The sequence below is a fragment of the Mesorhizobium onobrychidis genome (genome assembly GCF_024707545.1).
GTDB classification, from domain to species: Bacteria; Pseudomonadota; Alphaproteobacteria; order Rhizobiales; family Rhizobiaceae; genus Mesorhizobium; species Mesorhizobium onobrychidis.
Genome location: NZ_CP062229.1, coordinates 6,142,555 through 6,165,607, shown reverse-complemented (window position 1 = coordinate 6,165,607; position 23,053 = coordinate 6,142,555). Strand labels below are relative to the sequence as shown.

Annotated in this window: 25 protein-coding genes; 19 read left to right on the top strand and 6 right to left on the bottom strand. The window is 62.5% G+C overall.

Annotation, left to right across the window (positions count from 1 at the left end; translation table 11 throughout):
• Positions 1-24 precede the first annotated feature (24 nt).
• The 7 genes from IHQ72_RS30550 (at position 25) to IHQ72_RS30520 (ending at position 6,473) form a co-directional block, all read left to right on the top strand.
• Positions 25-210, top strand: coding sequence for a hypothetical protein (locus tag IHQ72_RS30550; RefSeq protein WP_258119306.1), 186 nt, complete (start codon positions 25-27; stop codon positions 208-210).
• Positions 211-295: 85 nt separating this feature from the next.
• Entirely contained in the window at positions 296-1,183 is an 888-nt protein-coding gene (locus IHQ72_RS30545) for an ABC transporter permease (protein WP_258119305.1), read from the top strand.
• Complete coding sequence (locus IHQ72_RS30540) at positions 1,180-2,058, top strand: ABC transporter permease (RefSeq protein ID WP_258119304.1); 879 nt, start codon at positions 1,180-1,182, stop codon at positions 2,056-2,058. The genes IHQ72_RS30545 and IHQ72_RS30540 overlap by 4 nt, the downstream gene beginning before the upstream one ends.
• Positions 2,043-3,113, top strand: coding sequence for an ABC transporter substrate-binding protein (locus tag IHQ72_RS30535; protein WP_258119303.1), 1,071 nt, complete (start codon positions 2,043-2,045; stop codon positions 3,111-3,113). The genes IHQ72_RS30540 and IHQ72_RS30535 overlap by 16 nt, the downstream gene beginning before the upstream one ends.
• 209 nt (positions 3,114-3,322) lie before the next feature.
• Positions 3,323-3,931, top strand: coding sequence for a cupin domain-containing protein (locus IHQ72_RS30530; protein WP_258119301.1), 609 nt, complete (start codon positions 3,323-3,325; stop codon positions 3,929-3,931).
• Positions 3,921-5,006 (top strand): ABC transporter ATP-binding protein, encoded by a 1,086-nt coding sequence (locus IHQ72_RS30525; protein ID WP_258119300.1) that lies wholly within the window; start codon positions 3,921-3,923, stop codon positions 5,004-5,006. Before IHQ72_RS30530 ends, IHQ72_RS30525 begins: the two co-directional genes overlap by 11 nt.
• A gap of 39 nt (positions 5,007-5,045) precedes the next feature.
• Positions 5,046-6,473 (top strand): aldehyde dehydrogenase family protein, encoded by a 1,428-nt coding sequence (locus IHQ72_RS30520; protein ID WP_258119299.1) that lies wholly within the window; start codon positions 5,046-5,048, stop codon positions 6,471-6,473.
• Positions 6,474-6,538: 65 nt separating this feature from the next.
• Here IHQ72_RS30520 and IHQ72_RS30515 read toward each other — a convergent pair whose 3' ends face one another.
• Entirely contained in the window at positions 6,539-7,231 is a 693-nt protein-coding gene (locus IHQ72_RS30515) for a FadR/GntR family transcriptional regulator (protein WP_065010097.1), read from the bottom strand.
• Positions 7,232-7,409: 178 nt separating this feature from the next.
• On the opposite strand from IHQ72_RS30515, the gene IHQ72_RS30510 reads away from it, so the two are divergent.
• The 8 genes from IHQ72_RS30510 to IHQ72_RS30475 all read left to right on the top strand — a co-directional run bounded on the left by IHQ72_RS30510 (position 7,410) and on the right by IHQ72_RS30475 (position 14,600).
• On the top strand, positions 7,410-8,405 hold the full coding sequence (locus IHQ72_RS30510) for an ABC transporter substrate-binding protein (protein WP_258119298.1): 996 nt from the start codon (positions 7,410-7,412) through the stop codon (positions 8,403-8,405).
• Between the two features lie 12 nt (positions 8,406-8,417).
• Positions 8,418-9,245 (top strand): ABC transporter permease, encoded by an 828-nt coding sequence (locus tag IHQ72_RS30505; RefSeq protein WP_258119296.1) that lies wholly within the window; start codon positions 8,418-8,420, stop codon positions 9,243-9,245.
• 1 nt (position 9,246) lies between these two features.
• Entirely contained in the window at positions 9,247-10,050 is an 804-nt protein-coding gene (locus IHQ72_RS30500) for an ABC transporter ATP-binding protein (RefSeq protein ID WP_236369910.1), read from the top strand.
• Positions 10,051-10,056: 6 nt separating this feature from the next.
• Positions 10,057-10,812 (top strand): ABC transporter permease, encoded by a 756-nt coding sequence (locus IHQ72_RS30495; protein WP_258119294.1) that lies wholly within the window; start codon positions 10,057-10,059, stop codon positions 10,810-10,812.
• Positions 10,813-10,814: 2 nt separating this feature from the next.
• On the top strand, positions 10,815-11,513 hold the full coding sequence (locus tag IHQ72_RS30490; protein ID WP_258123985.1) for a fumarylacetoacetate hydrolase family protein: 699 nt from the start codon (positions 10,815-10,817) through the stop codon (positions 11,511-11,513).
• On the top strand, positions 11,506-13,056 hold the full coding sequence (locus IHQ72_RS30485) for an acyl--CoA ligase (RefSeq protein ID WP_258119293.1): 1,551 nt from the start codon (positions 11,506-11,508) through the stop codon (positions 13,054-13,056). Before IHQ72_RS30490 ends, IHQ72_RS30485 begins: the two co-directional genes overlap by 8 nt.
• Before the next feature lie 2 nt (positions 13,057-13,058).
• Complete coding sequence (locus tag IHQ72_RS30480) at positions 13,059-14,036, top strand: 2-dehydropantoate 2-reductase (protein ID WP_258123984.1); 978 nt, start codon at positions 13,059-13,061, stop codon at positions 14,034-14,036.
• A 210-nt stretch (positions 14,037-14,246) separates the two neighbouring features.
• Positions 14,247-14,600: a nuclear transport factor 2 family protein gene (locus IHQ72_RS30475; RefSeq protein ID WP_258119291.1), complete on the top strand. Its 354-nt coding sequence runs from the start codon at positions 14,247-14,249 to the stop codon at positions 14,598-14,600.
• 96 nt (positions 14,601-14,696) lie between these two features.
• Here IHQ72_RS30475 and IHQ72_RS30470 read toward each other — a convergent pair whose 3' ends face one another.
• A complete protein-coding gene (locus IHQ72_RS30470) occupies positions 14,697-15,182 on the bottom strand; it encodes an SRPBCC family protein (protein WP_258119290.1) in 486 nt (161 codons plus the stop codon).
• Complete coding sequence (locus IHQ72_RS30465; protein ID WP_258119289.1) at positions 15,179-15,538, bottom strand: ArsR/SmtB family transcription factor; 360 nt, start codon at positions 15,536-15,538, stop codon at positions 15,179-15,181. Before IHQ72_RS30465 ends, IHQ72_RS30470 begins: the two co-directional genes overlap by 4 nt.
• A gap of 166 nt (positions 15,539-15,704) precedes the next feature.
• On the opposite strand from IHQ72_RS30465, the gene IHQ72_RS30460 reads away from it, so the two are divergent.
• Positions 15,705-16,061 (top strand): ArsC family reductase, encoded by a 357-nt coding sequence (locus IHQ72_RS30460; RefSeq protein ID WP_258119287.1) that lies wholly within the window; start codon positions 15,705-15,707, stop codon positions 16,059-16,061.
• Between the two features lie 41 nt (positions 16,062-16,102).
• Here the strand turns inward: IHQ72_RS30460 and IHQ72_RS30455 are convergent, their stop codons facing one another.
• Both IHQ72_RS30455 and IHQ72_RS30450 read right to left on the bottom strand, forming a co-directional pair.
• Positions 16,103-17,599: a xylulokinase gene (locus IHQ72_RS30455; protein ID WP_258119286.1), complete on the bottom strand. Its 1,497-nt coding sequence runs from the start codon at positions 17,597-17,599 to the stop codon at positions 16,103-16,105.
• Between the two features lie 39 nt (positions 17,600-17,638).
• Positions 17,639-18,622: a sugar-binding transcriptional regulator gene (locus IHQ72_RS30450; protein ID WP_258119285.1), complete on the bottom strand. Its 984-nt coding sequence runs from the start codon at positions 18,620-18,622 to the stop codon at positions 17,639-17,641.
• A 139-nt stretch (positions 18,623-18,761) separates the two neighbouring features.
• Here IHQ72_RS30450 and IHQ72_RS30445 point away from each other — a divergent pair, with 139 nt between their 5' ends.
• Positions 18,762-20,090, top strand: a complete 1,329-nt coding sequence (locus IHQ72_RS30445; protein ID WP_258119284.1) for a sn-glycerol-1-phosphate dehydrogenase — start codon at positions 18,762-18,764, stop codon at positions 20,088-20,090.
• Between the two features lie 4 nt (positions 20,091-20,094).
• Positions 20,095-20,904 carry an HAD-IIB family hydrolase gene (locus tag IHQ72_RS30440; RefSeq protein WP_258119282.1) on the top strand — a complete coding sequence of 270 codons (810 nt, stop codon included), beginning with the start codon at positions 20,095-20,097 and terminating at the stop codon, positions 20,902-20,904.
• Positions 20,905-21,088: 184 nt separating this feature from the next.
• On the opposite strand, the gene IHQ72_RS30435 is transcribed toward IHQ72_RS30440, so the two are convergent.
• The gene (locus IHQ72_RS30435) at positions 21,089-22,009 is read right to left on the bottom strand and encodes a sugar-binding transcriptional regulator (RefSeq protein ID WP_258119280.1); all 921 of its coding nucleotides are present in this window, start codon (positions 22,007-22,009) and stop codon (positions 21,089-21,091) included.
• A gap of 155 nt (positions 22,010-22,164) precedes the next feature.
• Here IHQ72_RS30435 and IHQ72_RS30430 point away from each other — a divergent pair, with 155 nt between their 5' ends.
• Positions 22,165-23,052 carry a carbohydrate ABC transporter permease gene (locus IHQ72_RS30430; RefSeq protein WP_029355468.1) on the top strand — a complete coding sequence of 296 codons (888 nt, stop codon included), beginning with the start codon at positions 22,165-22,167 and terminating at the stop codon, positions 23,050-23,052.
• Position 23,053 lies beyond the last annotated feature (1 nt).

The window sequence follows — 23,053 nt, the reverse complement described above, 5'->3', positions numbered from 1 at the left end:
CTGCGGATCGCTTCGGCATCGGGCGTGAAGATCGCCGATCACCAGAAGGTGACGCACCTCGACAAGAATCCCGGGCCCTTGGCGCATCTCGACGGAAGATTGCCGTTCCCGGGTCTCTCCGTCCGACCGATCCCGTTCCACGCCTTTCGGCAGGTCGGCGTCGTCGCGACGAGGGCCTGGCTTCCTATGCTGGATGCATTCGAGCGTTGATTTAATCCCGATGCAGGAATCAGCTTGACAGTTTCATGAATATGAAAAAATCTTAGGTGATTTCAAATTTCGATGGGCAACCCCGATGTCGACCATCGTTGCAAGGCAGCCGCTGCCGGAATCCCGGTCCTCGACGGGTTTTCGGTTGGCCATGCTGCTGCCGGGCGGGCTGGTCACCTTCTTCCTGATCCTGTTTGCCCTCGGCCTCGTGGTTTTCCTCGCCCTTCGCGGCAATGACGGTTCGCTGCTGGGCGCCGGTTTCACTTTTGCGAATTTCATCACCGTGGCATCCGACCCGCTGTACTGGACAGTAACGCTGCGCTCGCTGGCCATTGCCGGCCTGGTGACGCTGGCGACGGTCGTCACCGCCTATCCCGTCGCCTACTACCTGGCCTTCCATGCCGGACGGCGGCGCGGGCTGCTGTTGTTTCTGGTGACGCTGCCGTTCTGGACCAGCTATCTCTTGCGCGTCTTCGCCTGGAAGATCGTGCTTGCCTATAATGGCGTGCTGAATTCGGCGCTCATCGAAAGCGGCATCTGGTCCGAGCCGACACTGGCGTTTCTCAACACGCCGGCCGCCGTCGTCGTCACGCTGGCTCACGCCTATGCGCCGTTCGCCATCCTGCCCATCTATGTGGCGCTGGACACGATCCCGAAATCGCTGCTCGAAGCTGCTTCCGATCTCGGCGCCAGACCGTTCACCAGCTTCCGCCGCGTCGTGCTGCCGAATTCGATGCCGGGTGTGCTGGCGGCTGCTCTCGTCGTCTTCGTGCCGACGGTTGGCGACTATGTCACCCCCGCGCTGGTCGGCGGCCCCGCCAGCACCATGATCGGCACGCTGATCCAGGCCCAGTTCGGCAAGGCGAATGATTGGCCGTTCGGCGCCGCACTGGCCGTCGCCGTCATGCTGGTCATCCTCGCCGTGGTGCTGGTCGTGCGTTTCGCCGACCGCAGGTTCGGCAGCCGGACATGAGCGTGGCGCGCATAGAAGCAAAGCAAGGTGGCCGCTGGCTCGGCGGTTACGTCCTTGTCTATCTGGTATTCCTGTATTTGCCGATCTCGTTGATCCCGCTTTTCTCCTTCAACGATTCGATCCAGGCGGCGTTTCCGCTGCAAGGCTTCACGTTCGAATGGTACGCGACGCTGTCCGGCAATTCGGCGCTGTCCGGCGCGCTTGCCAACAGCCTCGTCATCGGTGCAATTGCCGCCACCGGTGCCACACTCTGCGGCATCACCGTGTCCTACATGGACCTCTATGGCCGCTCGCCGCTTGCCGCCGCGATCAGCGCCATCGCCCGGATGCCGATCCTGATCCCCGGCGTCATCGTCGGCATCTCGCTGCTGATCCTGGTCAACCTTATTGGCTTCGGTCCATCGCGCACCGCCATCGTGCTCGGCCACATACTGGTGGCGCTGCCGACGACGGTGGTGATCATGAAAAGCCGCTTCGCCGCTATCCCCAAGACCATCCGCGAGGCCGCGCTCGATCTCGGCGCTTCCGACTGGACGACATTCAGGCGGGTGATGCTGCCGCTCAGCCTGCCTGCCATTGTGTCAGCGTTCATGCTGGCCTTCCTGACCTCCTTCGACGAGTTCATCGTCGCCTTCTTCCTCGCCGGCACCGAGCCGACCTTGCCGCTCTACATTTGGAGCCAGCTGCGTTTCCCGAAATCGCTGCCCACCGTCATGGCACTGGGCACGGCCATCCTGGCCGTGTCCTTCGTCATCGCGGCAATTGCCGAAATCCTGCGCCATCGCGGGCTCGCCGCCGCTCAGCGGCCGGTACCCGCCAACCTGTCCAAACCAGAAGAAACCGAAAGAGGAGAACTGCAATGGCATTCGACCTGAAATCGATAAATCGCAAGACAGTCCAAGCCGGATTGGCAGCCTTCGCGCTGGCGCTTTCGTCGACCGTCGCGCTTGCGGCCGACAAGTTGCAATATTTCACCTGGTCGGGCTACGAACTTCCCGACTTCAACAAGAGCTTCCTCGCCGCACACCCCGATGGCGTCGAGGCCTCGATGTTCGGCGACGACGATGACGCCTTCACCAAGGTCAAGGCCGGTTTCCGCCCTGACGTCGCACATCCCTGCTACGACAAGGTGGCGCGCTGGAACAAGGAAGGCCTGCTGCAGCCGATCGACACCAAGCGCATCAAGAACTGGGATTCGATCTTTCCGGTCTTCAAGAACCTGCCCGACCTGCAGGCCGGCGACGGCAAGGTCTGGATGGTGCCGTGGGACTGGGGCAACACCTCGATCCTCTACCGCACCGATCTGGTGAAGAACCCGGAACCGAGCTGGAACCTTTTGTGGGACAAGCAATATGCCGGGCGCATGGCAACGATCGACGCCGTCCACGATACGCCGGTGGTGGCGGCGCTTCTCGCCGGCGTCAATCCGTTCGACATGACGCCGGAACAGATGGACAAGGTGGCTGAAAAACTGCGCGAGCAGCGCCCGCTGCTCTCGAACTACACCACCGACATGACCTCGGTCGAACAGGCGCTGGCCAGCGGCCAGCTTGTCGCCGCCATGACCTGGAACGCGTCGGCCACCTCGCTGAAGAAGCAGGGCGTGCCGGTCGAGTTCATGAAGCCGAAGGAAGGCATGCTGACCTGGGCGTGCGGCTTCGTCATGCTCAAGGACGCCAAGAATGTCGACCTCGCCTATGACTTCATCAACAGCCGGCTGGAGACGGATTCGGGAAAATACCTGATCCAGGCCTATGGTTACGGCAGTTCGAACAGCTCGGCCTTCGCAGCGGTGCCGAAGGAGGAACTGGAGAAGCTGCAGCTGCCGTCCGATCCGGAAGTGATGCTGAAGACCACCGTCTTCACCGGGCCGATGAAACAGAATGACGAACTCGCCAAGATGTTCGAGAAGGTCAAGGCAGGCGGCTGAGCCTGGGCCTTTCCCTTCTCCCCTTGTGGGAGAAGGTGGCCGAGCGGAGCTCGGTCGGATGAGGGGTGTTCCATCTTGGCACCAACTGCACTCCGGCCAGCACCCCTCAACCGTCTCGGCGCTGCGCGCCGATCCACCTTCTCCCACAAGGGGAGAAGGGAGAACCGCGCGGCGCCGCTCTAGGATACCGAAACGAGGTCGGGAAACGGATGGACATACTGAACGAAACGGCTGAAAAGCCGAAGGACGACGCTGACGTGCGGGTCGGCCGGCGCGTGCGGGCGCTCAGGCTGGAACGCAATCTTTCGCTGGCCGAGCTTGCCGCCAAGGCCGGCGTTTCGATCGGGGCACTCAGCCAGATCGAGCGCGGCCTGTCCTCGCTTCGCGTCAAGGTGATCTGGCCGCTCGCCGCCGCGCTCGACATCGAGCCGTCGGCGCTGATCGCCGACGGCAACGATGCCGTCAACGATCTCTATTGCGTGCGCGCCGACAGCCGGCGACGGATCCCGGTGAAATCCGAAGGCATCGCCAAAGCGCTGCTATCGCCGCCGGCCGCTACACTTACCGGCATGCTGGTGACGGTGGAAGCCGGCGGCGGCACCGTCGAAGCCTACGCTCATCCCGGCCACGAATTCGGTTTCGTCCTGTCGGGCGAAGTCGAACTCGTCGTCGATTCAACCACCTATGGACTGAAGACCGGCGACAGCTTCGCCTTCAAGAGCACCTTGCTGCATGCCTTCCGCAATCCGGGCGCCGAGCGCTGCCAGATACTCTGGGTCAACACGACCAAACCGTCCGAGGTTCGCGATGGCGCCTGATCCTCTCGTCCGGCTTGAGGCGGTCTCGAAGATATTCCCCGGCGGCATCGTCGGTCTCGACGCCGTCGATCTCGACATTGCCCGTGGCGAATTCCTGACCTTGCTCGGCCCGTCCGGCTGCGGCAAGACCACCAGCCTGCGGGTGATCGCCGGGTTCGAAAGCCCGTCAAGCGGACGGGTGCGGCTCGAAGGCCGTGACATCACTTCGCTGCGGCCCTTCGACCGCCCCGTCAATACCGTGTTCCAGGACTATGCGCTGTTTCCGCACATGAACGTCGCCGAAAACGTCGGCTTCGGCCTGTCGCTGCGCAAGCTTTCCGGGGCAGAGCAGGCAAAGCGCGTCGGCGAGGCGCTCGACATGGTCGGCCTTGCCGACAAGCTCGGCGCCCGCGTGTCCGAATTGTCGGGCGGCCAGCGCCAGCGCGTCGCGCTTGCCCGTGCGATTGTCTGCGAACCGCGCGTGCTGTTGCTCGACGAGCCGCTGTCGGCGCTCGACGCGCATCTGCGCGAACAGATGCAGGTCGAATTGAAGCGGCTGCAGTCGCGGCTCGGCACCACTTTCGTCATGGTCACCCACGACCAGACCGAGGCGCTGTCGATCTCCGACCGCATCGTCGTCATGAACAAGGGCCGCATCGAGCAGATCGCACCGCCGGCCACGCTCTACGACCGGCCCGCCACAAAATTCGTCGCCAGTTTCATCGGCACGATGAACCTGCTGCAGTCGCGCTTTGTCGGCCGTGACGGCGATCGACTGCGTTTCAGCGCCGGCGCCCTGCCGCTCGAAGCCTCGTCGGAAACCGGCGAAGCGCCGGGAGAAGGCGCGGTGCGAACCATCGGTGTGCGTCCGGAGGATCTTCTGGCAGCGACCGAAGCTGCGACCGGCACCGCACCGGTGCGGGTGAGCAGCATCGTCTTTCACGGCCGCACCTTGCGCCTGCACGCCGAATTGGGGCAGGGGATACCAGTGGTGATCGATGCGCCACGGCGGGCGGAAGGTTTTCAATTCAGCGTCGGCGACGTGGCGCATATCAGCCTGCGCCGCGGCGCTAACTGCCCTATGCTACCCGGCTAATCTGATCCCCGTCCTTTCCAGAAAACCGGAGCATCACCCATGAGCAATCACCTGAACTTCTTCATCGACGGCAAATGGGTCGCGCCCGTGGTGCCGGCGACGCTGGATGTGATCGATCCGTCCACCGAAGAGGCCTATACGAAAATCTCCGTCGGCTCGAAGGCCGATGTGGATCGCGCCGTGGCAGCGGCGAAGGCAGCCTTCCCGGCCTTTTCGCAAACCAGCAAGGCCGAGCGCCTGCAGCTGCTGAAGCGCATCCTCGAAGTCTACAACGAGCGCTACGAGGACATCGCCCAGGCTGTCAGCCAGGAAATGGGCGCGCCGATCACCTGGGCGCGCGAGGCGCAGGCCTGGGCGGGCAGGGCGCATATGGAATCCACCATCAAAGCGCTGGAGGATTATCAATTCAGCGAGAAGCGCGGCACCACCATGGTGGTCAAGGAGCCGATCGGCGTCTGTGCGCTGATCACGCCGTGGAACTGGCCGCTCAACCAGATCGTCTGCAAGGTCGCGCCGGCGATCGCCGCCGGCTGCACGGTCGTGCTGAAGCCTTCCGAGATCGCGCCGATCAGCGGCGTCATTTTTTCGGAAGTGATGGAAGCGGCCGGCACGCCGAAGGGCGTCTACAACATGGTCAACGGCACCGGTCCGGATGTCGGACAGGTCATGGCCGGCCATCCCGACGTCGACATGGTCTCGTTCACCGGTTCGACCCGGGCCGGCATCATCGTCGCCAAAACAGCGGCCGAGACGGTCAAGCGCGTCGCGCAGGAGCTCGGCGGCAAGTCGGCCAACATCGTGCTGCCCGATGCCGACTTCGAGAAGGCCGTGCGCAAGGGCGTCAACGCCTGTTTCGGCAATAGCGGCCAGTCCTGCGACGCGCCGACGCGCATGCTGGTGCCGGCAGCCCGCCACGACGAGGCGCTGACGATCGCCAAGAAAGCGGCCGAGGCGCACAAGGTCGGCGACCCGCGCTCGGAAGAGACCAAGCTCGGGCCGGTTGTCAGCAACATCCAGTTCGACAAGATCCAGCGGCTGATCGAGGCCGGCATCGCCGAGGGTGCTACGCTGGTCACCGGCGGTCCCGGCCGACCGGAGCACCTCAACCGCGGCTACTATGTCAGGCCGACCGTCTTTGGCCATGTCACGCCAGGCATGACCATCGAGAAGGAGGAGATTTTTGGGCCCGTACTTTCGGTCATCTCCTACGATGACGACGACGACGCGGTGAAGATCGCCAACGACACCCTCTATGGCCTCGCCGCCTATGTGCAGTCCGGGGATATCGACCACGCGCGAAAAGTCGCCGGCCGCCTGCGCGCTGGGCAGGTCTCGATCAACTATCCGGAGTGGGACACGTTCGCGCCCTTCGGCGGCTACAAGCAGTCGGGTAACGGCCGCGAATATGCCGACTGGGCGATCCACGATTTCCTCGAGATCAAGGGCATCATCGGCTACGGCGCGTAGGGCTTAACCCGAACAGAGCCGCGCATCCAAGAAGGACGCGCGGCGCTGTAGCGGGTCAATCCGAGTTATTCGGCGGCTTCGCGAACAGGGATCAGGCGCCGCTCGACCTGTTGGAGATGCAGCCGCATCGCCGCCGCCGCGCCGCCGAGGTCGCGCTCGGCTATCGCTTCGACGATCCGTTCATGGTCGGCGAAGCTGTGATGGTCTGCCGGAGGGCGAGCGCCTTCTGAGCGAAGACGTCCCCAGACCACGGTTCGGCGCACAGCGTTCAGGACGTCGAACAGGCCGAGCAGCACATTGTTGCGGCTCGCCTGCGCAATCTGCCGGTGGAGCAGATTGTCGATATTCTCGTATTGCCGCCATGTGACGGCTTCCCGCGTCTGCACCAGCGATTGCCGCATCGAAGCGATATCGGAAAGCGTGGCGTGCAGCGCCGCTTCGCGCGCAATCTCGGGCTCGATGATGAGGCGCGCGCGCATCACGTCGGCCGGATTGGTGCGCCCGGCGATTTCCGAAATCCCGATCGTCTCCTCGACCGGTCCACTACCGACGAAGGTGCCCCTGCCGACGTGACGCCAGATGCGGCCGTCCTTCTCGAGCACCGCCAGCGCCTTGCGCAGATCGCCGCGCGACACGCCGAGGCTCTCGGACAGTTCCCGCTCGGCAGGCAGCCGTGTCTCACCGGCATGGTCCATCTGGGCAAGATAGGCCTGAAGCTGAACCAGGGCGGCGTGGCCGCCATTACCGGGATCGTCCATCAATTTAACCAATCCGCGTATGATTTCCCTTTGTCGGTGTTAAAACGATTAGCTCAAACCGTCAACTGCCGAGTTTTCTAGGCCCGCATGCCCGACATGGCGCAGTTTCTCCTTGACCAATCCTCTCTGCAGCCTTAACCAATTAAGATAATGGTTACAAAAAACGGGAGGAATGACAATGGCCAGCATGACCAGACGTACCATCCTTGCCACCGCTTTCGCCGCGGTCCTTGCATGGGCACTGCCCCTGTCGGCCGCAAATGCGGGCGACATGCGCATCGCATTCGGCGACCTTCCTGGTATAGAATCCATTCAGACACTCGCCGCGATAGAGCGCGCCAAGGAGCGCGGCGTGAATGTCGAGCTCATTGTTCTCAATGACGAGGATCTGGCAGCCCAGGCCATTGTCGGCGGTCAGGCCGATGTTGGCATCGGCGCTCCCTACACTCTGATCCAGAAGGTTGGCGTGCCGATCCGCATCTTTGCGCAGATATCGACGCTGCGCTTCTTTCCTGTCGTCAACAGCGAATTCTACAAGGAATGGAAGGATCTCGACGGGCAGGAAGTCGCCGTTCAGGCGCGCGGCTCCGGCACCGAGGCGGTCATGCTCCTGATGGCGAAAAACCACGGCATCAAGCTCGGTAACATCAGCTATGTCCCGGGTTCCGAGGTTCGCCGCAATGCGCTGCTCCAAGGGACCATCAAGGCGTCGATCGTCGATGCCGCCAACCGGCGCGCGCTCGAGGCCGAAGCCCCCGGCAAGTTCATCGTTCTGCCGGTCGAGGATCTCGGCGCTTCGGATGAAGCGCTTTTCGCGACCGCAGACTATCTGAAGAGCAACGCCGCCGACGTCGACATCCTGGTCGAGGAACTGATGAAGACCGCGCGGGAAATAACCGCGAACCCGGCGGTGGCGGTCGAGCTCCGCAACAAGTACAAACTGCTGCCGGATCTCGGCGCGGAGGCGGATAGCGAAATCACCGAATACTATAAGGAAACCGCGGAAGCCGGCAGCCTTGCGCTGAACGGCGGCGGAGCGGATGCGGCCAAAGACGACTTTGCCTTCTTCAGCCTTGCCGGCCAGATCGAAGGCGATCCAGCGAGCCTCAAGGTCGAGGACTTCTGGGATGTCTCCGCAATCGACCGCGCCGTCGCCAAGCTCGGCAAGAAATAGGCGGCCTGCCGGATGGCCGTAAGTATCAGAACCGACGGCGAGGCTGCCGGCCTCGCTTCCCCATCGACTCGAAGCGCAACGGGCGCATCGTGGGACCAGCCGATCCTGCTCAGGCTGGTGTCGATCGCTCTGTTCGCGGGAATTTGGGAAGTGGCCGGGCGTATTCCCGTCAGCTTCGCCTTCCCGACTTTCTCCGACACGATCGTCGCCTTTTTCGGATTGCTCGCCGACGGCAGCCTGGCGACCGCCTATCTTTCGACGCTGCAGCCGCTGGTGCTCGGCGTCGTCCTGTCGGCGTTCCTGGGTGTCGGCCTCGGCACGATCTGCGGCCTCTGGCGCACCGGCGAATGGCTGGTGATCCCTGTGTTGATCGTGCTTCAGGCAGCACCCGTCGCCGCCTTCATTCCGATGGTCACCTTCGTCTACGGAATAGGCATGACCGCCAAGACGCTCGCCGTCATGATCCTGGCACTGCCGGTTATCGTACTCAACACCTACAAGGCCGTGCGCAACGTCAACGAGTCGCTGCTGGTCATGTGCCGATCATTCCTGGGCACACGTTGGCAGACCGTCGCCAAGATCATTCTTCCGGACGCCAGCCCGGTGATTTTTGCCGGTCTGCGCCTCGGCGTCGCTGCCGGGTTTGTCGGCGTGGTGCTCGCTGAACTGCTGATTACCCCGACCGGCATCGGCGACCTCATCACGTTCCACCGCTCGCGCGCAGACTACGCCGAGATGTACGCAACAATTGCCTCGATCATCGCGCTTTCCACGCTGACGCTCGTCTTTCTGCAGTGGGTGGAAGTCCGTGTTTTCAGGCCCGAGAGTAGAGGTGCTTAAGATGGGTGCGACCGCATTGCGAAATGGACCGTCGCCGGTTCCCGCGCCGATCGATTCAATCGTGGAAGTGAGAGGAATTTCCAAGACCTACGGCAATGTCGAGGCGCTGCGCGGCATCGACCTCGACTTTCCCAGGGGCAAGCTGACCAGCCTTCTCGGACCCAGCGGTTGCGGAAAGACGACGCTGCTGAAGATCATAGCGGGGCTGATACGGGCTGATGGCGGCACCGTAGCGATCAACGGCAAGCGCGTCAGCGCACCGGGCCCCGAACGTGCTTTCGTGTTCCAGGACTTTGCGCTGATGCCTTGGGCGACGGTGACACGCAACGTCGCCTTCGGACTGGAACTGCGCGGCACCAACAAGGCCGAGCGCGAGGAGATCGCCCGCCGCTATATCGCCGAGGTGGGTCTCGCCGGCTTCGAGGACAAATATCCGCACGAACTGTCGGGCGGCATGCGCCAGCGCGTCGGCCTGGCGCGGGCCTTGTCGGTCGATGCCGATGTCCTGCTCCTCGATGAACCGTTTTCGGCCGTCGACGAGCAGAACCGGCGGAAGTTCCAGGAAGACCTGATCCGGCTGCGCACCAACCAGAACAAGACCTTCATCTTCGTGACGCACTCGATCGAGGAGGCGGTCTACATCTCCGACCGCATCGTCTTGCTGTCACCGAGACCCGGCCGGGTGTCGCAGATCATCGAACCGGAAATCGACCGCTCCGGCGACCCGGAGCGCATTCATCGCGACAGGCACTATCTCGATACCGTCGAGGAGATCTGGCAGGGGCTGAAGCAATATGTGGAATAACCGGTCATGACCTTGTTTGGCTACCGTGTACCAATGATGGCATCCCTGCTCGTCTGGTGCGTCGTATGGGAAATCGTCGGCCGGCTTGACCTTGTCTTTCTGCTGCCGCCGTTTAGCGACGTGCTGGTTGCGGCGGTCAGTCTGGTGCAGACCCCATCCTGGCAGAGCGCGACGATAACGACCCTTCGCGCCTTCGCCATGGGCATGGCCCTGTCGATCGTTATCGGCGTGCCACTGGGCATCCTGATGGGACGCGTCAAGATCGCCGACGACCTGCTCGGCATGTGGGTCAATATCTTTTCAAGCGCACCGCTCTCGGCGATCGTCCCCGTGCTGATGATCCTGTTCGGCTTCGGCGAGAAGACGATCGTTGCGGCAGTGTTTCTGTTTGCGATCTGGATCATCGTTCTCGACACCCGCGCCGGGGTCCGCCATATCTCACCGTCGCTGATCGAGATGGCGCGTTCCTATGGCGCCTCGCGCCCGGCACTCTACACCAAGATCATCCTCTGGGCGGCGCTTCCGGAAATCCTTGCCGGCATCCGTCTCGGCCTCATCCGCGGCGTCAAGGGCGTCGTCATCGGCCAGTTGCTCGTCGCCATCGTCGGTTACGGCGCGCTGTTCGAGACCTTCTCGCGAAATTTCCGCATGGCCGAATTCTGGGCCTTGACCATCATCCTTTTTGCCTTCGCCCTGCTGATCGCCGAACTGATCGAAAGGGCCGAAGCCAAAGTCGAATACTATGCAGGAGCAAGACAGTGAACATGCACGGCACGACCTCAAGCTACGTCATCGAACCGACCGCAATCCCCAGCATCCCGGTGGCGGGAACCGACAAGATGTTTCCGGTGCACCGGGTCTATTGCGTCGGGCGGAACTATGCCGCGCATGCAGTCGAGATGGGACACGACCCCAACAAGGAGCCGCCTTTCTTCTTCCAGAAGAACCCCGACAACCTCGATACGACAGGGGAATTTCCGTATCCTCCGGCCTCCAACGATGTCCATCACGAGATCGAAATGGTCGTGGCGCTGAAGAGCGGCGGCACGGAAATCCCGGTCGAAAAGGCTCTGGACTGCGTGTTCGGTTATGGCGTAGGTCTCGACATGACGCGGCGCGACCTGCAAGGTAAGGCGAAGGACATGGGCCGTCCATGGGAGGTCGGCAAGGCCTTCGAGGCATCGGCGCCATGCACGCCGTTGGTTCGGGCAAGTTCGATCGGCCATCCAACCCAGGGAGCGATTTGGCTGGACGTCAATGGCGAGCGAAAACAGACCGGCGACCTCAACCAGATGATTTGGAAAGTTCCGGAAATGATCATTTATCTCTCAGGTCTTTTCACGCTGATGCCGGGGGACATCATTCTTTCCGGCACGCCGGCGGGCGTCGGCGCGGTTGTTCGCGGTGATGTTCTTCGCGGTCATATCGATGGTGTCGGCGATCTAGAGGTTCGCGTTGTCTGAAGCGGCGTCGATCATTGAACGACTTGCTGCCGGCGCGGATGATGCGCCGGCGATTTCGGCACCCGACAGGATCACGCTCAGCCATGGCGGATTGCGCCGCCTGATCTCGGAAACGGCAGCGCAACTGCATGCACTGGGCCTCGGCCGTGGCGACCGGGTGGCCATCGTGCTGCCGAACGGGCCGGAGATGGCCACTGCCTTTGTCGCGGTGGCGGCGGCCGCCTCGACCGCGCCGCTCAACCCGGCCTACCGGGCCGACGAGCTCGATTTTTACCTGACCGATATTGGCGCCAAGGCGATCCTTGCTGCCGAAGACGAAAGCGGCCCGGCGGTGACCGTGGCCGAGCGCCTGGGCATAGCTGTGCTCAGGCTGGCAGCACTGCGCGACGCGCCTGCGGGAAGCTTTGTGATCGAGGGCGAACCGATCGGCCCGCCGGCTGCGCCCGATTTGGCTGGGGACGGCGACATCGCGCTGTTGCTGCACACTTCCGGCACCACGTCACGCCCCAAGCTGGTGCCGCTCAGCCATGCCAATCTCGCCGCCTCGGCCGCCCATATCGGCGCGACGCTCGGCCTGACGGCCGGTGATCGCTGCCTCAACATCATGCCGCTGTTCCACATCCATGGGCTGATCGCGGCGGTGCTGTCCTCGCTCGCGGTCGGCGGCAGCGTCTTCTGCACGCCGGGCTTCAACGCGCTGCGCTTCTTCCATTGGCTTGGCGAGGCGCGGCCGAGCTGGTACACGGCCGTGCCAACCATGCATCAGGCGATCCTGCCGCGGGCGGCGCGCAATGCCGATGCATTGGCCGCCGCGCCTCTTCGCTTCATCCGCTCGTCCTCGGCATCGCTCCCGCCGCAAGTGATGGCGGAGCTTGAGGCGACCTTCGGCTGTCCGGTGATCGAATCCTACGGCATGACCGAGGCCGCGCACCAGATGGCCTCGAACCGGTTGCCGCCGGGCCTGCGCAAGCCGGGCAGCGTCGGCGCCGCCGCCGGACCGGAAGTGGCGGTGATGGCGCTGGACGGGCAATTGCTGAAGCCCGGTGAGACCGGCGAGATCGTCATTCGCGGGCCTAATGTCACCGCGGGCTACGAGAACAATCCGGACGCCAATGCCACGGCTTTTGCGCATGGCTGGTTTCATACCGGCGACCAGGGCGTGCTCGATGAAGACTTCTATCTGCGCGTCACCGGCCGGCTCAAGGAGATCATCAACCGCGGCGGCGAGAAAATCTCGCCGCTCGAGGTCGACGACGTGCTGATGGACCATCCGGCGGTGGCGCAGGTCGTCACCTTCGCCACGCCACACGACAAGCTCGGCGAGGAGGTCGCGGCTGCGATCGTGCTGCGCGAGGGCATGGCCGCCACCGAAGGCGACATCCGCAGCTTTGCCGCGCTCCGGCTTGCCGACTTCAAGGTGCCGCGCATTGTCCTGATCCTGGACGAAATCCCGAAGGGCGCGACGGGCAAGCTGCAGCGCATCGGTCTCGCGACCAAACTCGGCCTTGCCAAACCCGGGCTTGCCAAACCCGGGCTGGGATGATGATGCGGATCACCATTTTTGGCGCCGGCGCGATCGGCGGCTATCTCGCGGCCAAACTTGCCATGGCCGGCCGGGTCGATCTTTCGATCGTAGCGCGCGGCGCGCATCTCGACGCGATCAAGGCGACCGGGCTCCGCCTGATCGAAGATGGTCATGAATCGGTCGCCTCTGTCAGGGCCGCCGCGCAGGCGCAGGAGCTAGGCGTCCAGGACTATGTCGTGCTGGCGCTCAAGGCCCATTCGCTCGCATCAGCGCTCGACCAGATTGCGCCGCTGCTGGGCGAAAGGACGGCCGTCGTCACCATGCAGAATGGTGTGCCGTGGTGGTATTTCCACAGGATCGGCGGGTCGCTCGAAGGCAAGCGGTTGCAAGCGGTGGATCCCGGTGGGGTGATCTGGGATCGGCTTGGGCCGGATCGCGTCATCGGCTCGGTCGTCTATCCCGCGGCCGAGGTGGATGCGCCCGGCCTTGTCCGCCATATCGAGGGAAAACGCTTCTCGCTTGGCGAGCCCTCGGGCGAGAAGAGCGAGCGTGTCACCCGGCTTGCCGAGGAGATGATTGCGGCGGGGCTGCAGGCACCGGTTCGCGACGACATTCGCAGTGAGATCTGGGTGAAGCTCTGGGGCAATCTCTCCTTCAACCCGATTTCCGCGCTGACCGGCAGCACGCTTGCGGCAATCACTGCCGACGAGGCAACCCGCACGCTCGCGCTCACCATGATGCTCGAGGCGCAGGCGATCGGCGAAAGCCTCGGCGTTCGTTTCCCGATATCGGTCGACCGCCGCATCAAGGGTGCCGGCGACGTCGGCGAGCACAAGACCTCGATGCTGCAGGACTTGGAGCGCGGCCGACCAATGGAGATCGACGCGCTGGTGACGGCGGTTCAGGAACTCGGCCGGCTGACTGGCCAGCCGACGCCGACCATCGACAACGTGCTGGCGCTGGTGCGCCGCCTCGCCGTCGAGCGTGGATGCTACTGATGCACTATCGTGAAATTGCCGACTCGATCTCCACTTGACTCTCCAGTTTGTTCCTGCTTTGTTCCATGCTTTCGTCGCATCATAAGTGCTTCAGCGGTCAAGGGCTGGCACGCGATCTCCATCCTGACATGATGTCAGCTATCGAGCAGGCGACAGTGGCAGGCCAGCAAGCGATTCCCTACTTGGAATTAGTCTGAACAGGAGGAACACATGACCACCGCGGAAATTGCCAAGAATTTCACAGAGCTGCTCAAGCAGGGTGAGAACGAAGGTGCTGCTGAGAAGTACAATGCCGATGACATCGTCAGCTACGAAGCAATGGAAGGGCCGATGGCCATCTGCCGTGGCAAGGAAGCCGTGAGGCAGAAGGGCCAGTGGTGGCAAGAGAACAACGAAGTTCATGGCGGCTCGGTCGAAGGCCCATATGTCAACGGCGACCAGTTCGCAGTGCGCTTCAAGTTTGACATAACGCCCAAGGCTACAGGCGAGCGTGTCAGCATGGATGAGGTTGGTCTGTACACGGTCAAGAACGGCAAAATTGCCGAAGAGCGCTTCTATTATTGAGGCTGAAACCGGCTTCCCGAAGCTTGGTCACCTCGCTGCATCGTTGGGAATCAGGCATGGCGGCCAGGACGATGCCCTGGCCGCCGTGTGAGCACCTCAAATCCCCTTCACATACGCCGCAAGCTGGTCCGCCACTGTGCCCCAGCCGTCGAAAAAGCCCATCTCTTCGTGGTTCTTTCGTGTCGCTTCGTCCCGGTGGATGGCGGTCGCGGTGTAGCGCGTCGCCTTGCCTTCCGGCTGCAACGATACGACCGCTGTGATGAATGGGTCCCCTGACGGCCGATAGCCGGGCAGCAGCGCATCCGTCCACACCAGCCGCTCGTTGAGCACGATGTCGAGGTAGCAGCAATGCCGGTCATTGACCTCCTTACCATCAGGCGACTGCATGCGAGTCCTGAACAGGCCGCCGGGCCTGAGGTCGATCTCGCAATCGGTGACAATCCACGGCTTCGGTGTGAACCATCGCCGAACATGCTCGGGCGTCGTCCAGGCTGTCCACAATAGCTCGCACGGCGCGTCGATGACGCGTTCGAGAACGAGGTCGAGTTTTGGGTCGGGTTTGAGCAGCAGGGTCGAACTCATTTGTCTTTCTCCTTGAGTTTTAGGACGTAGTCGTCGAACTGGTCGAGGCGGCGTTCCCACAGCGCGCGCTGCTCGACCAGCCAGTTTTCCGCAAGCTTCAGTGGCTCAGGTGCAAGCCGGTAGGTCCTGACACGGCCGGCTTTTTCGGACCGCACCAGCCCGCAGCCTTCCAAAACCCTGAGATGCTCGACGAAGGAGGGCAGGGCCATGTCGAATGGCTGGGCTAGCTCGCTGACCGAGGCCGGGCTTCTGTTCAGCCGCTCGACAACTCGGCGGCGCGTTGGATCGGCAAGCGCCCGGAAGATGCCGTCGATCGGCGGCTGGCTGGCGGAGTGCAGGCTTGTTGCCACGGTCATGTCGTCCTCGCGTTACTGGACATAATTTATGTTACTTAGGTAAAAACCTTAGTATTGGCAAGAGCAAAAAATTCTGAGGATGCCTGCGGGGTCGCCGCTGGCAATGTCTGAAGGGTGGTTTACGGTGCGCCAGATTCGATGAGCGATCAGTCCAAGGGCCAAAAATTTGACGATCACGATGTACGGCATCACCAATTGCGACACGATCAAGAAGGCGCGTGTCTGGCTGGAGAGCCATGATGTCGCTTATCGCTTTCACGACTACAGGGTCGAAGGACTGGAGGCGGATCGGCTGGACGGTTGGTCCGGCATGGTCGGCTGGGAAATCCTGCTCAACAAGGCGAGCACGACATTTCGCGAACTGTCGGACGAGGACAAGCTGAGCCTCGATGAGAGGAAAGCCAAGGCGCTGATGCTGGCCATGCCGACGATGATCAAGCGGCCGGTCCTCGATCTTGGTGATCGTATCCTCGTCGGCTTCAAGCCTGATGTCTATCAGCAGGCTGTGGGTGGGTTGAAGTAGCGGGACGGCGAGGCATTTCGATCGCACGTCCTGCGCCGGTGTCAATTGCGCCAGGCGAATTGGGTCGCGGGGAAGACCTTGGCCTGCCTGGCCGACAGCGCGTTCCAAGTTTCGCGGTCGCGTGGGTCCGGTTCGATCGTCTCGGCGATGCTCGTCATCGCGTCAGCGGCCTCAGCAAAACTCTCGAACCATCCGATGCCGACCGCAGCGCTAATGGCTGCGCCCAGGGAGGAGGCTTCAGCATTGTGACCCTTATGGATCGCGATCCCGGTTGCGTCCGCGATCATCTTTGTCCAAAGCTTGCTGTTGGCGCCGCCGCCGATCGCCACCATTTGCGCCGGCGAAAGGCCATGGCTGCGCATCTCTTCGAGAGCCCGGGCGGTTTGCAGCGTCATCGCCTCGAGCCCCGCACGATAAAAATGACCGAGCGTGTGCGAGGGATGCATGCCGATGAAGCTTGCGCGTGCGCTCGGATCCCAATGCGGATCCATGCAACCGACCAGGGTGGTTCCAGCGAGAAGTCCGTCCGAGCCGATCGGGACGGCCGCCGCTTCCCTTTCAAGGCGGTCGAAGATCGCCGGATCGGAGCGCCCGCCGGCAAAAGTGTCGACGAACCAGTTGACGAAATAGACACCCGCCCGCTGCACTGCCTCGAGGAAATAGCCATCGCCTGTCGGCGAGGTCATGGTACGCCAGAAGGCGCCGACCACCGGTTCCCGCGACCAGATTCCCGCGATGATCGCAGTTCCGAGATTGAGATAGACGACGCCCTCGCGCATGGCATTGACGCCGAGCCCGGCGCATTGCCCATCGCCGCCGGCGGCAATCACCGGCGTTCCTTCGGCTAGCCCTGTTGCGGCGGCGGCCGCGGCATGAACGGTCCCGACCCGCGTGCCGGACCGCACCGCATTGGGAAGTTGCGACGGCTTGATGCCGAGATGATCGAGGAGCGGCTGCGACCATGCCTTGCGCGAGATATCGAAGAGACCGAACGGATCGGCGCTCGTCCAACTCGCACTTGGCGTTCCCGTCAGTTTCAGCGTCAGATAGCCGTGCACGTCGAGGATTTTCTTCGCATGGTCCAACCGTTCCGGCTCGTTCTCGCGCAGCCATTTCAGGCGGTAGACGACCGGCGTCACATCGATCGGCTTGCCTGTGATTGCGTGCAGCCGCTCACGGCCGATCTCCGCCGCGAAACGGTCGACCAGCCCGGCGGCACGTTCGTCGAGCCACAGGCTCGCGGGTCCGATCGGCTCGCCGGCGCCGTCGATGAGGGCTACGGTCTCGCGCTGGTTGGAGATCGCGATACCGGCGATGCGTTTCGCATCGACCGCTCCGAAAAGCTGTCGCAGCGCTACTGTTGCGGCCTGCCACCAGTCGGTGACCTCCTGCTCGACATAGTCCGGCCTCGGCTTCATCAGATCGATCGGCGCGCGGCCTTCCGCCACGGCTCGTCCGTCCCGGCTCCAGGCAATCGCCTTGCACGATTGCGTGGAACTGTCGAGGCCGACGACAAGAGGTCCGTCGCTGCTGCCCATGATTGTCCTCCCGAGACGATGAGTTCCACCGAGTGCCGGTTACTCCAAGAGAATGTTCGCGGTGGCCATGTCGGTGACAAAATGTGTCGCATATCCGCCGCCGAGCCCAGCCCTGATCGCCCCCATCTTGCGGGCGCCACCGGCGGCGCAGATGCGGACGGGCACCGCTTTCAATTCATCGAGCGTGATGCCGACGGTGCGTCCGTCGAGCGGTGTTGCGAAAGGGGCTCCTTGAGCGTCGATGAACCGCCCGATGATAACGCCGAGCGCTCCCTGCTCGATCATGCCAGCAAGTGCGGCCGCATCCGATATCCCGGCTCGGGCATAGGTGCTCTCCGGCCCGATATCGCCGATCCCGAAGATGACTTTGCCGGCGGCACGGATCATACGGAACTGGTTGACGAGCATCGGCTCCTGCATGAGTTCGTCGTGCAGTTCGTCGGTGGAGACGATCGCCGGGGCAAGCAGGTTGATGCAGCGGGCGCCGAGCCGATTGGCCATTAGCGAGGTGCAGAATTCCGGCGAGAAATCGCTGGTCCCGATCGAGCTTCCCGAGAGCTGGACGACGGTGAGGTTCCGATCATGCCGTAGTCGTGGGATCGAGCGGGCGGCAGCGAGCACCGTTTTTCCCCAAGCAACGCCGATCGTGTCACCCGGATCGACCATGGATGCGAGCAGCCGTCCTGCCGCTTCGCCGATGCGGCGGTCGGCATCGTTGGGATCGAGGTCAGGGATGACCGCCGCGCCGCGAAGCCCGTATTTTTCCATGAGACGCCGCGACGTCAAGGTGCGGGCAAAAGCGTCGTGGTCGACCTGCACCGCGACAAGTCCGCTTTCGCGCGCCTCCTGCAGATAGTGCACCACGCTCGCCCTGGAGACGTTCATGACCTTGGCCACGTCGCTCTGGTTGAGCTGGTCGACATAGTAGAGCCAGGCAGCCCACGCCACCGCGCTGTCGAATTCCGGCGGCAGTGCCGAGAGCCCAGATGGTCGGACCACGTCGATGTCGGCATTGGCATTCATGTCCCTTTTTCCGCAGGTTTGCAGAACGAAGTCAAGCGTCGCGCGCGAATGCTTGACAAAAGACAGTGATAGGTGACTATTGTTTTATAACGCCAACGCTCCTGCGCCTCGGTTACAGGGTTGCCAGAATGAGTACGTCATGACGAATCCGGCAGCCGGATCCTGGACGGCATTAATCGACGACATTTTGGACGGGCGCTGGACCAACCCGGAGACCGGTAACAAGGCCGTTGTGCCGTATGACCGGATTGTCATCGAAGAAAGCCTCGAAGGGCGGGCGGGCGATCTCGTTTCTGAGCTCGACCTGGGTGAGCGGTTCACGGTCGTCGCGGATGCCGCGACCTATGATGCGCTTGGCGAACGCGTTGCGCGCGAACTGAAGACGCTCGGCCCCGTCGATGTCGTGATATTGGATCATCCGCATGCCGACATGGCCAACGTCGAAAGCCTGGCCGTCAAACTCGCGGATGCGGATGCCGTGATCGCGGTCGGTTCCGGCACGATCAACGATCTGTGCAAGTTCGTCACCGGAAGGAATGAACGGCGCTATTGCGTGTTCGGGACGGCCGGTTCGATGAACGGCTACACATCGACGACCGCGTCCATCACACTTGAAAGCGGCCTGAAGGTATCGCTTCCTTCCCATGCGCCATCAGGCTTTTTCGTCGATCTTGGCGTCTCCGCTGCCGCCCCGACCTATCTGTCGGCGGCGGGGTTCGGTGACTGCCTTTGCCGCTCGGTCGCCCAGATCGACTGGTGGATGTCGCACCGCCTGCTTGGCACGGCCTATCATCAGGTCCCGTTTCTCATCCAGGAAAAGGATGAGGCGGCGCTCAACGAGCGTGCGGCAAAGCTTGCCGAACACAACATCGAGGCCAATGGCTATCTCTACCGCGTGCTGACGCTCTGCGGCCTCGGCATTTCCTTCACCGGCGTCTCCAATCACGGTTCCATGGGCGAGCATCAGGTATCGCACTACATCGACTGCTTCGCGGGCGAGCGTCACCCCGGTACGCTCCACGGCACCCAGGTCGGCGTCGCTTCACTCACCATGGCGCGATTGCAGCAAGCAATGCTTGCCAGCGACAAGCCGCCGGTGGTGAAGGCGACGAAGATCGATCCCGACGACATGGTCCGCCGCATGGGGCCGGCTGTCGCCGCACAATGTCTCGACGAACTGAAGAAGAAGGCCTTCGACGAGACTGCTGCCGCCGCATTCAACGAGCGGCTGCAGGAGCTCTGGCCGACGCTCAGGCAGGAGCTTAAGCAATTCATGGTGCCCGTCGACGAAATGCAGCGGCTGCTGAAATCCACCGGCGGGCCGATTTCAGCGGCCGAATTGGGCACGCCGGCCGATTTCTATCGCGAGGCCGTCGTTCATTGCCGGGAGATGCGCAATCGCTTCTCGTTCCTCGACATTGCTGCGGATGCAGGAATGCTGGAGGATTTTGCTCGCGGGGAAACCTGACCGGATGCGCGATCTCGCCGAATTCGGACCCGAATCTGCGTCGCGCATTCGCGGCGTCTTCTGCGATATCGACGACACGCTGACTACCGAGGGCCGTCTTCCGGCCGATGCCTACGGTGCGCTCGAACGCCTGCACGAGGCGGGCCTTGTCGTTGCTCCCATTACCGGGAGACCGGCAGGCTGGTGCGACATGATTGCCCGGTTCTGGCCGGTGACCGGTGTGGTCGGCGAAAATGGCGCTTTTTATTTCGCCTATGATCAGGCAACGCGAAAGATGATCCGGGTTTTCGCGGCGAGCGCTGAGGAACGCCGGGAAAACAGGCGCAGGCTCACCGAACTGGAAAGGCGCATTGTCCAGGAAGTGCCGGGTTCGGCCGTATCCGCCGACCAGCAATACCGCGAAGCCGATCTGGCCATCGACTTTTGCGAAGATGTTCCGGCGCTGCCGATGTCCGATGCCAGGCGCATCAAGCAGATTTTCGAGCAGGCCGGCGCTGTCGCCAAGATTTCGTCGATCCATGTGAATGGCTGGTTCGGCCGATACGACAAGCTGTCGATGACGCGCCGCTTTGCAAGCGAGAGGCTGGGAACCGATCTCGATGCTGAAAAGCTGGCCTATGCATTCGTCGGAGACAGCCCGAACGACGCCCCGATGTTCGGGTTCTTTCCGAACTCGTTCGGGGTCGCGAATGTCATGGACTTCCAGGGACAGATCGACGCCGAACCCGTTTTCGTCGCCAGGTCGCGGGGTGGACGCGGCTTCGTCGAGGTTGCCGATATGATCCTGGCAAACCGGAGGTCGGGGGTGGTCTGATCGGCCGGCGCGAAATGTGCCGGCTGCAAAAGACGCAAAGGATGTTCTGCAGGCGATGGAAGCGAACCAGGGACGGCTTAGGGAGGATTCGATGCCAGTCTGCTTTCAGAGGAAAGCGAGCGCGATGCTCCAGGCAACATCGCACAGCACCTTCGGTTGCTACCGCAATCCCGGCCGGTGGATGTCAGAGCGAACTCCCCGTCTCCTGGTCGGTGATGAGCCCGGTGAAGAATCCCTTTTCCAGGAGCTTGGCCATGATGCCGACCTTATTCTTTCCGCCGGAAACAAGGATGCGTTTGGGAATGTTCATTGTGTCGAGAGGGTAAACCCCGACAATGCGTTCATTGACGGGATGGTCGATGAGTTCGGCGTTCCGGTCGAAGAAATAGCCGAGAAAGTTCCCGATCGGTTTCATGCTGAGGATATCGTCGAATTCCTCGTCGGTCATATAACCGACGCTCCGAAGCGTCGAGCTGGTTGTGCCGCCGACGCTCATCAGCGCAAGGTCGGCGTTCAGTGCCTTCTGGATAACCTCGCGCGCGCTCGGTTGCTGCAGGATCGTCTCGCGGCTTTCGCGGCTGTCGCAGATGATGGGTCCGGGGAGATAGTAGGATTCGGCCTGGGTGCGCTGGGCAAAGACGGCGGCGGCGTCGTATTTGTCGATCGACGACCGGCGCGACAGAGAGCCGAGAAGCGGCACGACGGTAACGTTCCTGAGGGCCACCGGTTCGATGTTGGAGGCGAGCCATCTCATGGTTCGGCCCCACGCCATGGCGACCGTCATGTCGTCCCTGAGCAGCGTCTCGACGGTCTGCGCGGCATAGATGCCGATCACTTCGGAGAGCCCGAGCTCCGACCCGGTATCGTTCGGTGTGACGCTGCATATGTCGAGCCGGTACTTCCGCCTGAGCTGTTCTTCCATTTCGAGCGCCTGGGACGTCCCGGCGTTGATGCGGATCGAGACGATGCCGCGCTCCTTCGCCTCGGCCAGCAACCTGTGGATCTTGGTGCGGTTGATCTGCAGCCGCTCGGCGATGGCCTGCTGCGTTTCGCCCAACACGAAATACTGATGGGCTACCCGTGCCAGGAGACCGATCGACGTCATGAGGGTCCTCCGATGCTGGTGGCGCACCCATCCGAATGCCGCTGTAGCGGGCCAACAAGTGCTTGCCACAGACATGGTGACGATATAGCATTTGAACAAATGCACAAGATATGAACATTTGTGCATCGCAAAACGAAGCGGTTCGGGAGGAACGCGTGCGGGTTGCCCAAGCCAGACGTTTCGTCGTTTCGGATCACCCGCTGCCCTGGCTGCTGCCGCTGGTGGCGATCCTGCTTGTCTTCACGGTCTATCCCCTGATCTACAACATCTGGCTGAGCTTCCATGAGTTCGTCCCGCGCCGACGGGCGCTCGAATTCGTCGGAACGGAAAACTGGGTGCAGCTCTGGAACGACACGCGGTTCTGGCAGTCGCTCGTCATCACCTTCACCTATTTCGCCATCGCGCTGGTCTTTGAACTGGTGCTCGGCATGGCGATCGCGCTGCTCCTCGACAGCGACGGCTTCGGTTTCGGATTCCTGCGCGGCGTCCTGACGATGACGCTCGTCATCCCGCCGGCCATCGTCGGCATGATGTATCTGCTGATGGAGGATCCGCAGTTCGGGGTGATCAGCTACCTCCTGCAGTCGATTGGTCTGCTCAATCCAAACAACCCCATCCTCGCCACGGCGTCGACCGCGCTTGCCGGCGTTCTCGTCGCGGAAATCTGGCAGTGGACGCCGTTCATGGTCCTCATCTTCCTTGCCGGTCTCAGGGCGCTGCCGCCCGAGCCTTACGAGGCCGCGATGATCGACGGCGCGTCGTCGTTCCAGATTTTCCGGCGTATCACCCTGCCGATGATGTCGAAGGTGATCGCCATCGCCGTGCTGGTCCGCGGCATCGATCTGTTCCGCGTCTTCGACTACGTCTTCGTCATGACCTCCGGCGGGCCGGGAGCGTCGACCTACTCGCTTTCCCTCTATGCATGGCAGCAGACGTTCAGCTTCGTAAAATGGGGCTATGGAGCCACGCTCAGTCTCGTCACCCTGGTGATCATCCTCGTCATTGCCAATCTCTTCATCCGTATCGCGAAGGTGAGATGGTAAA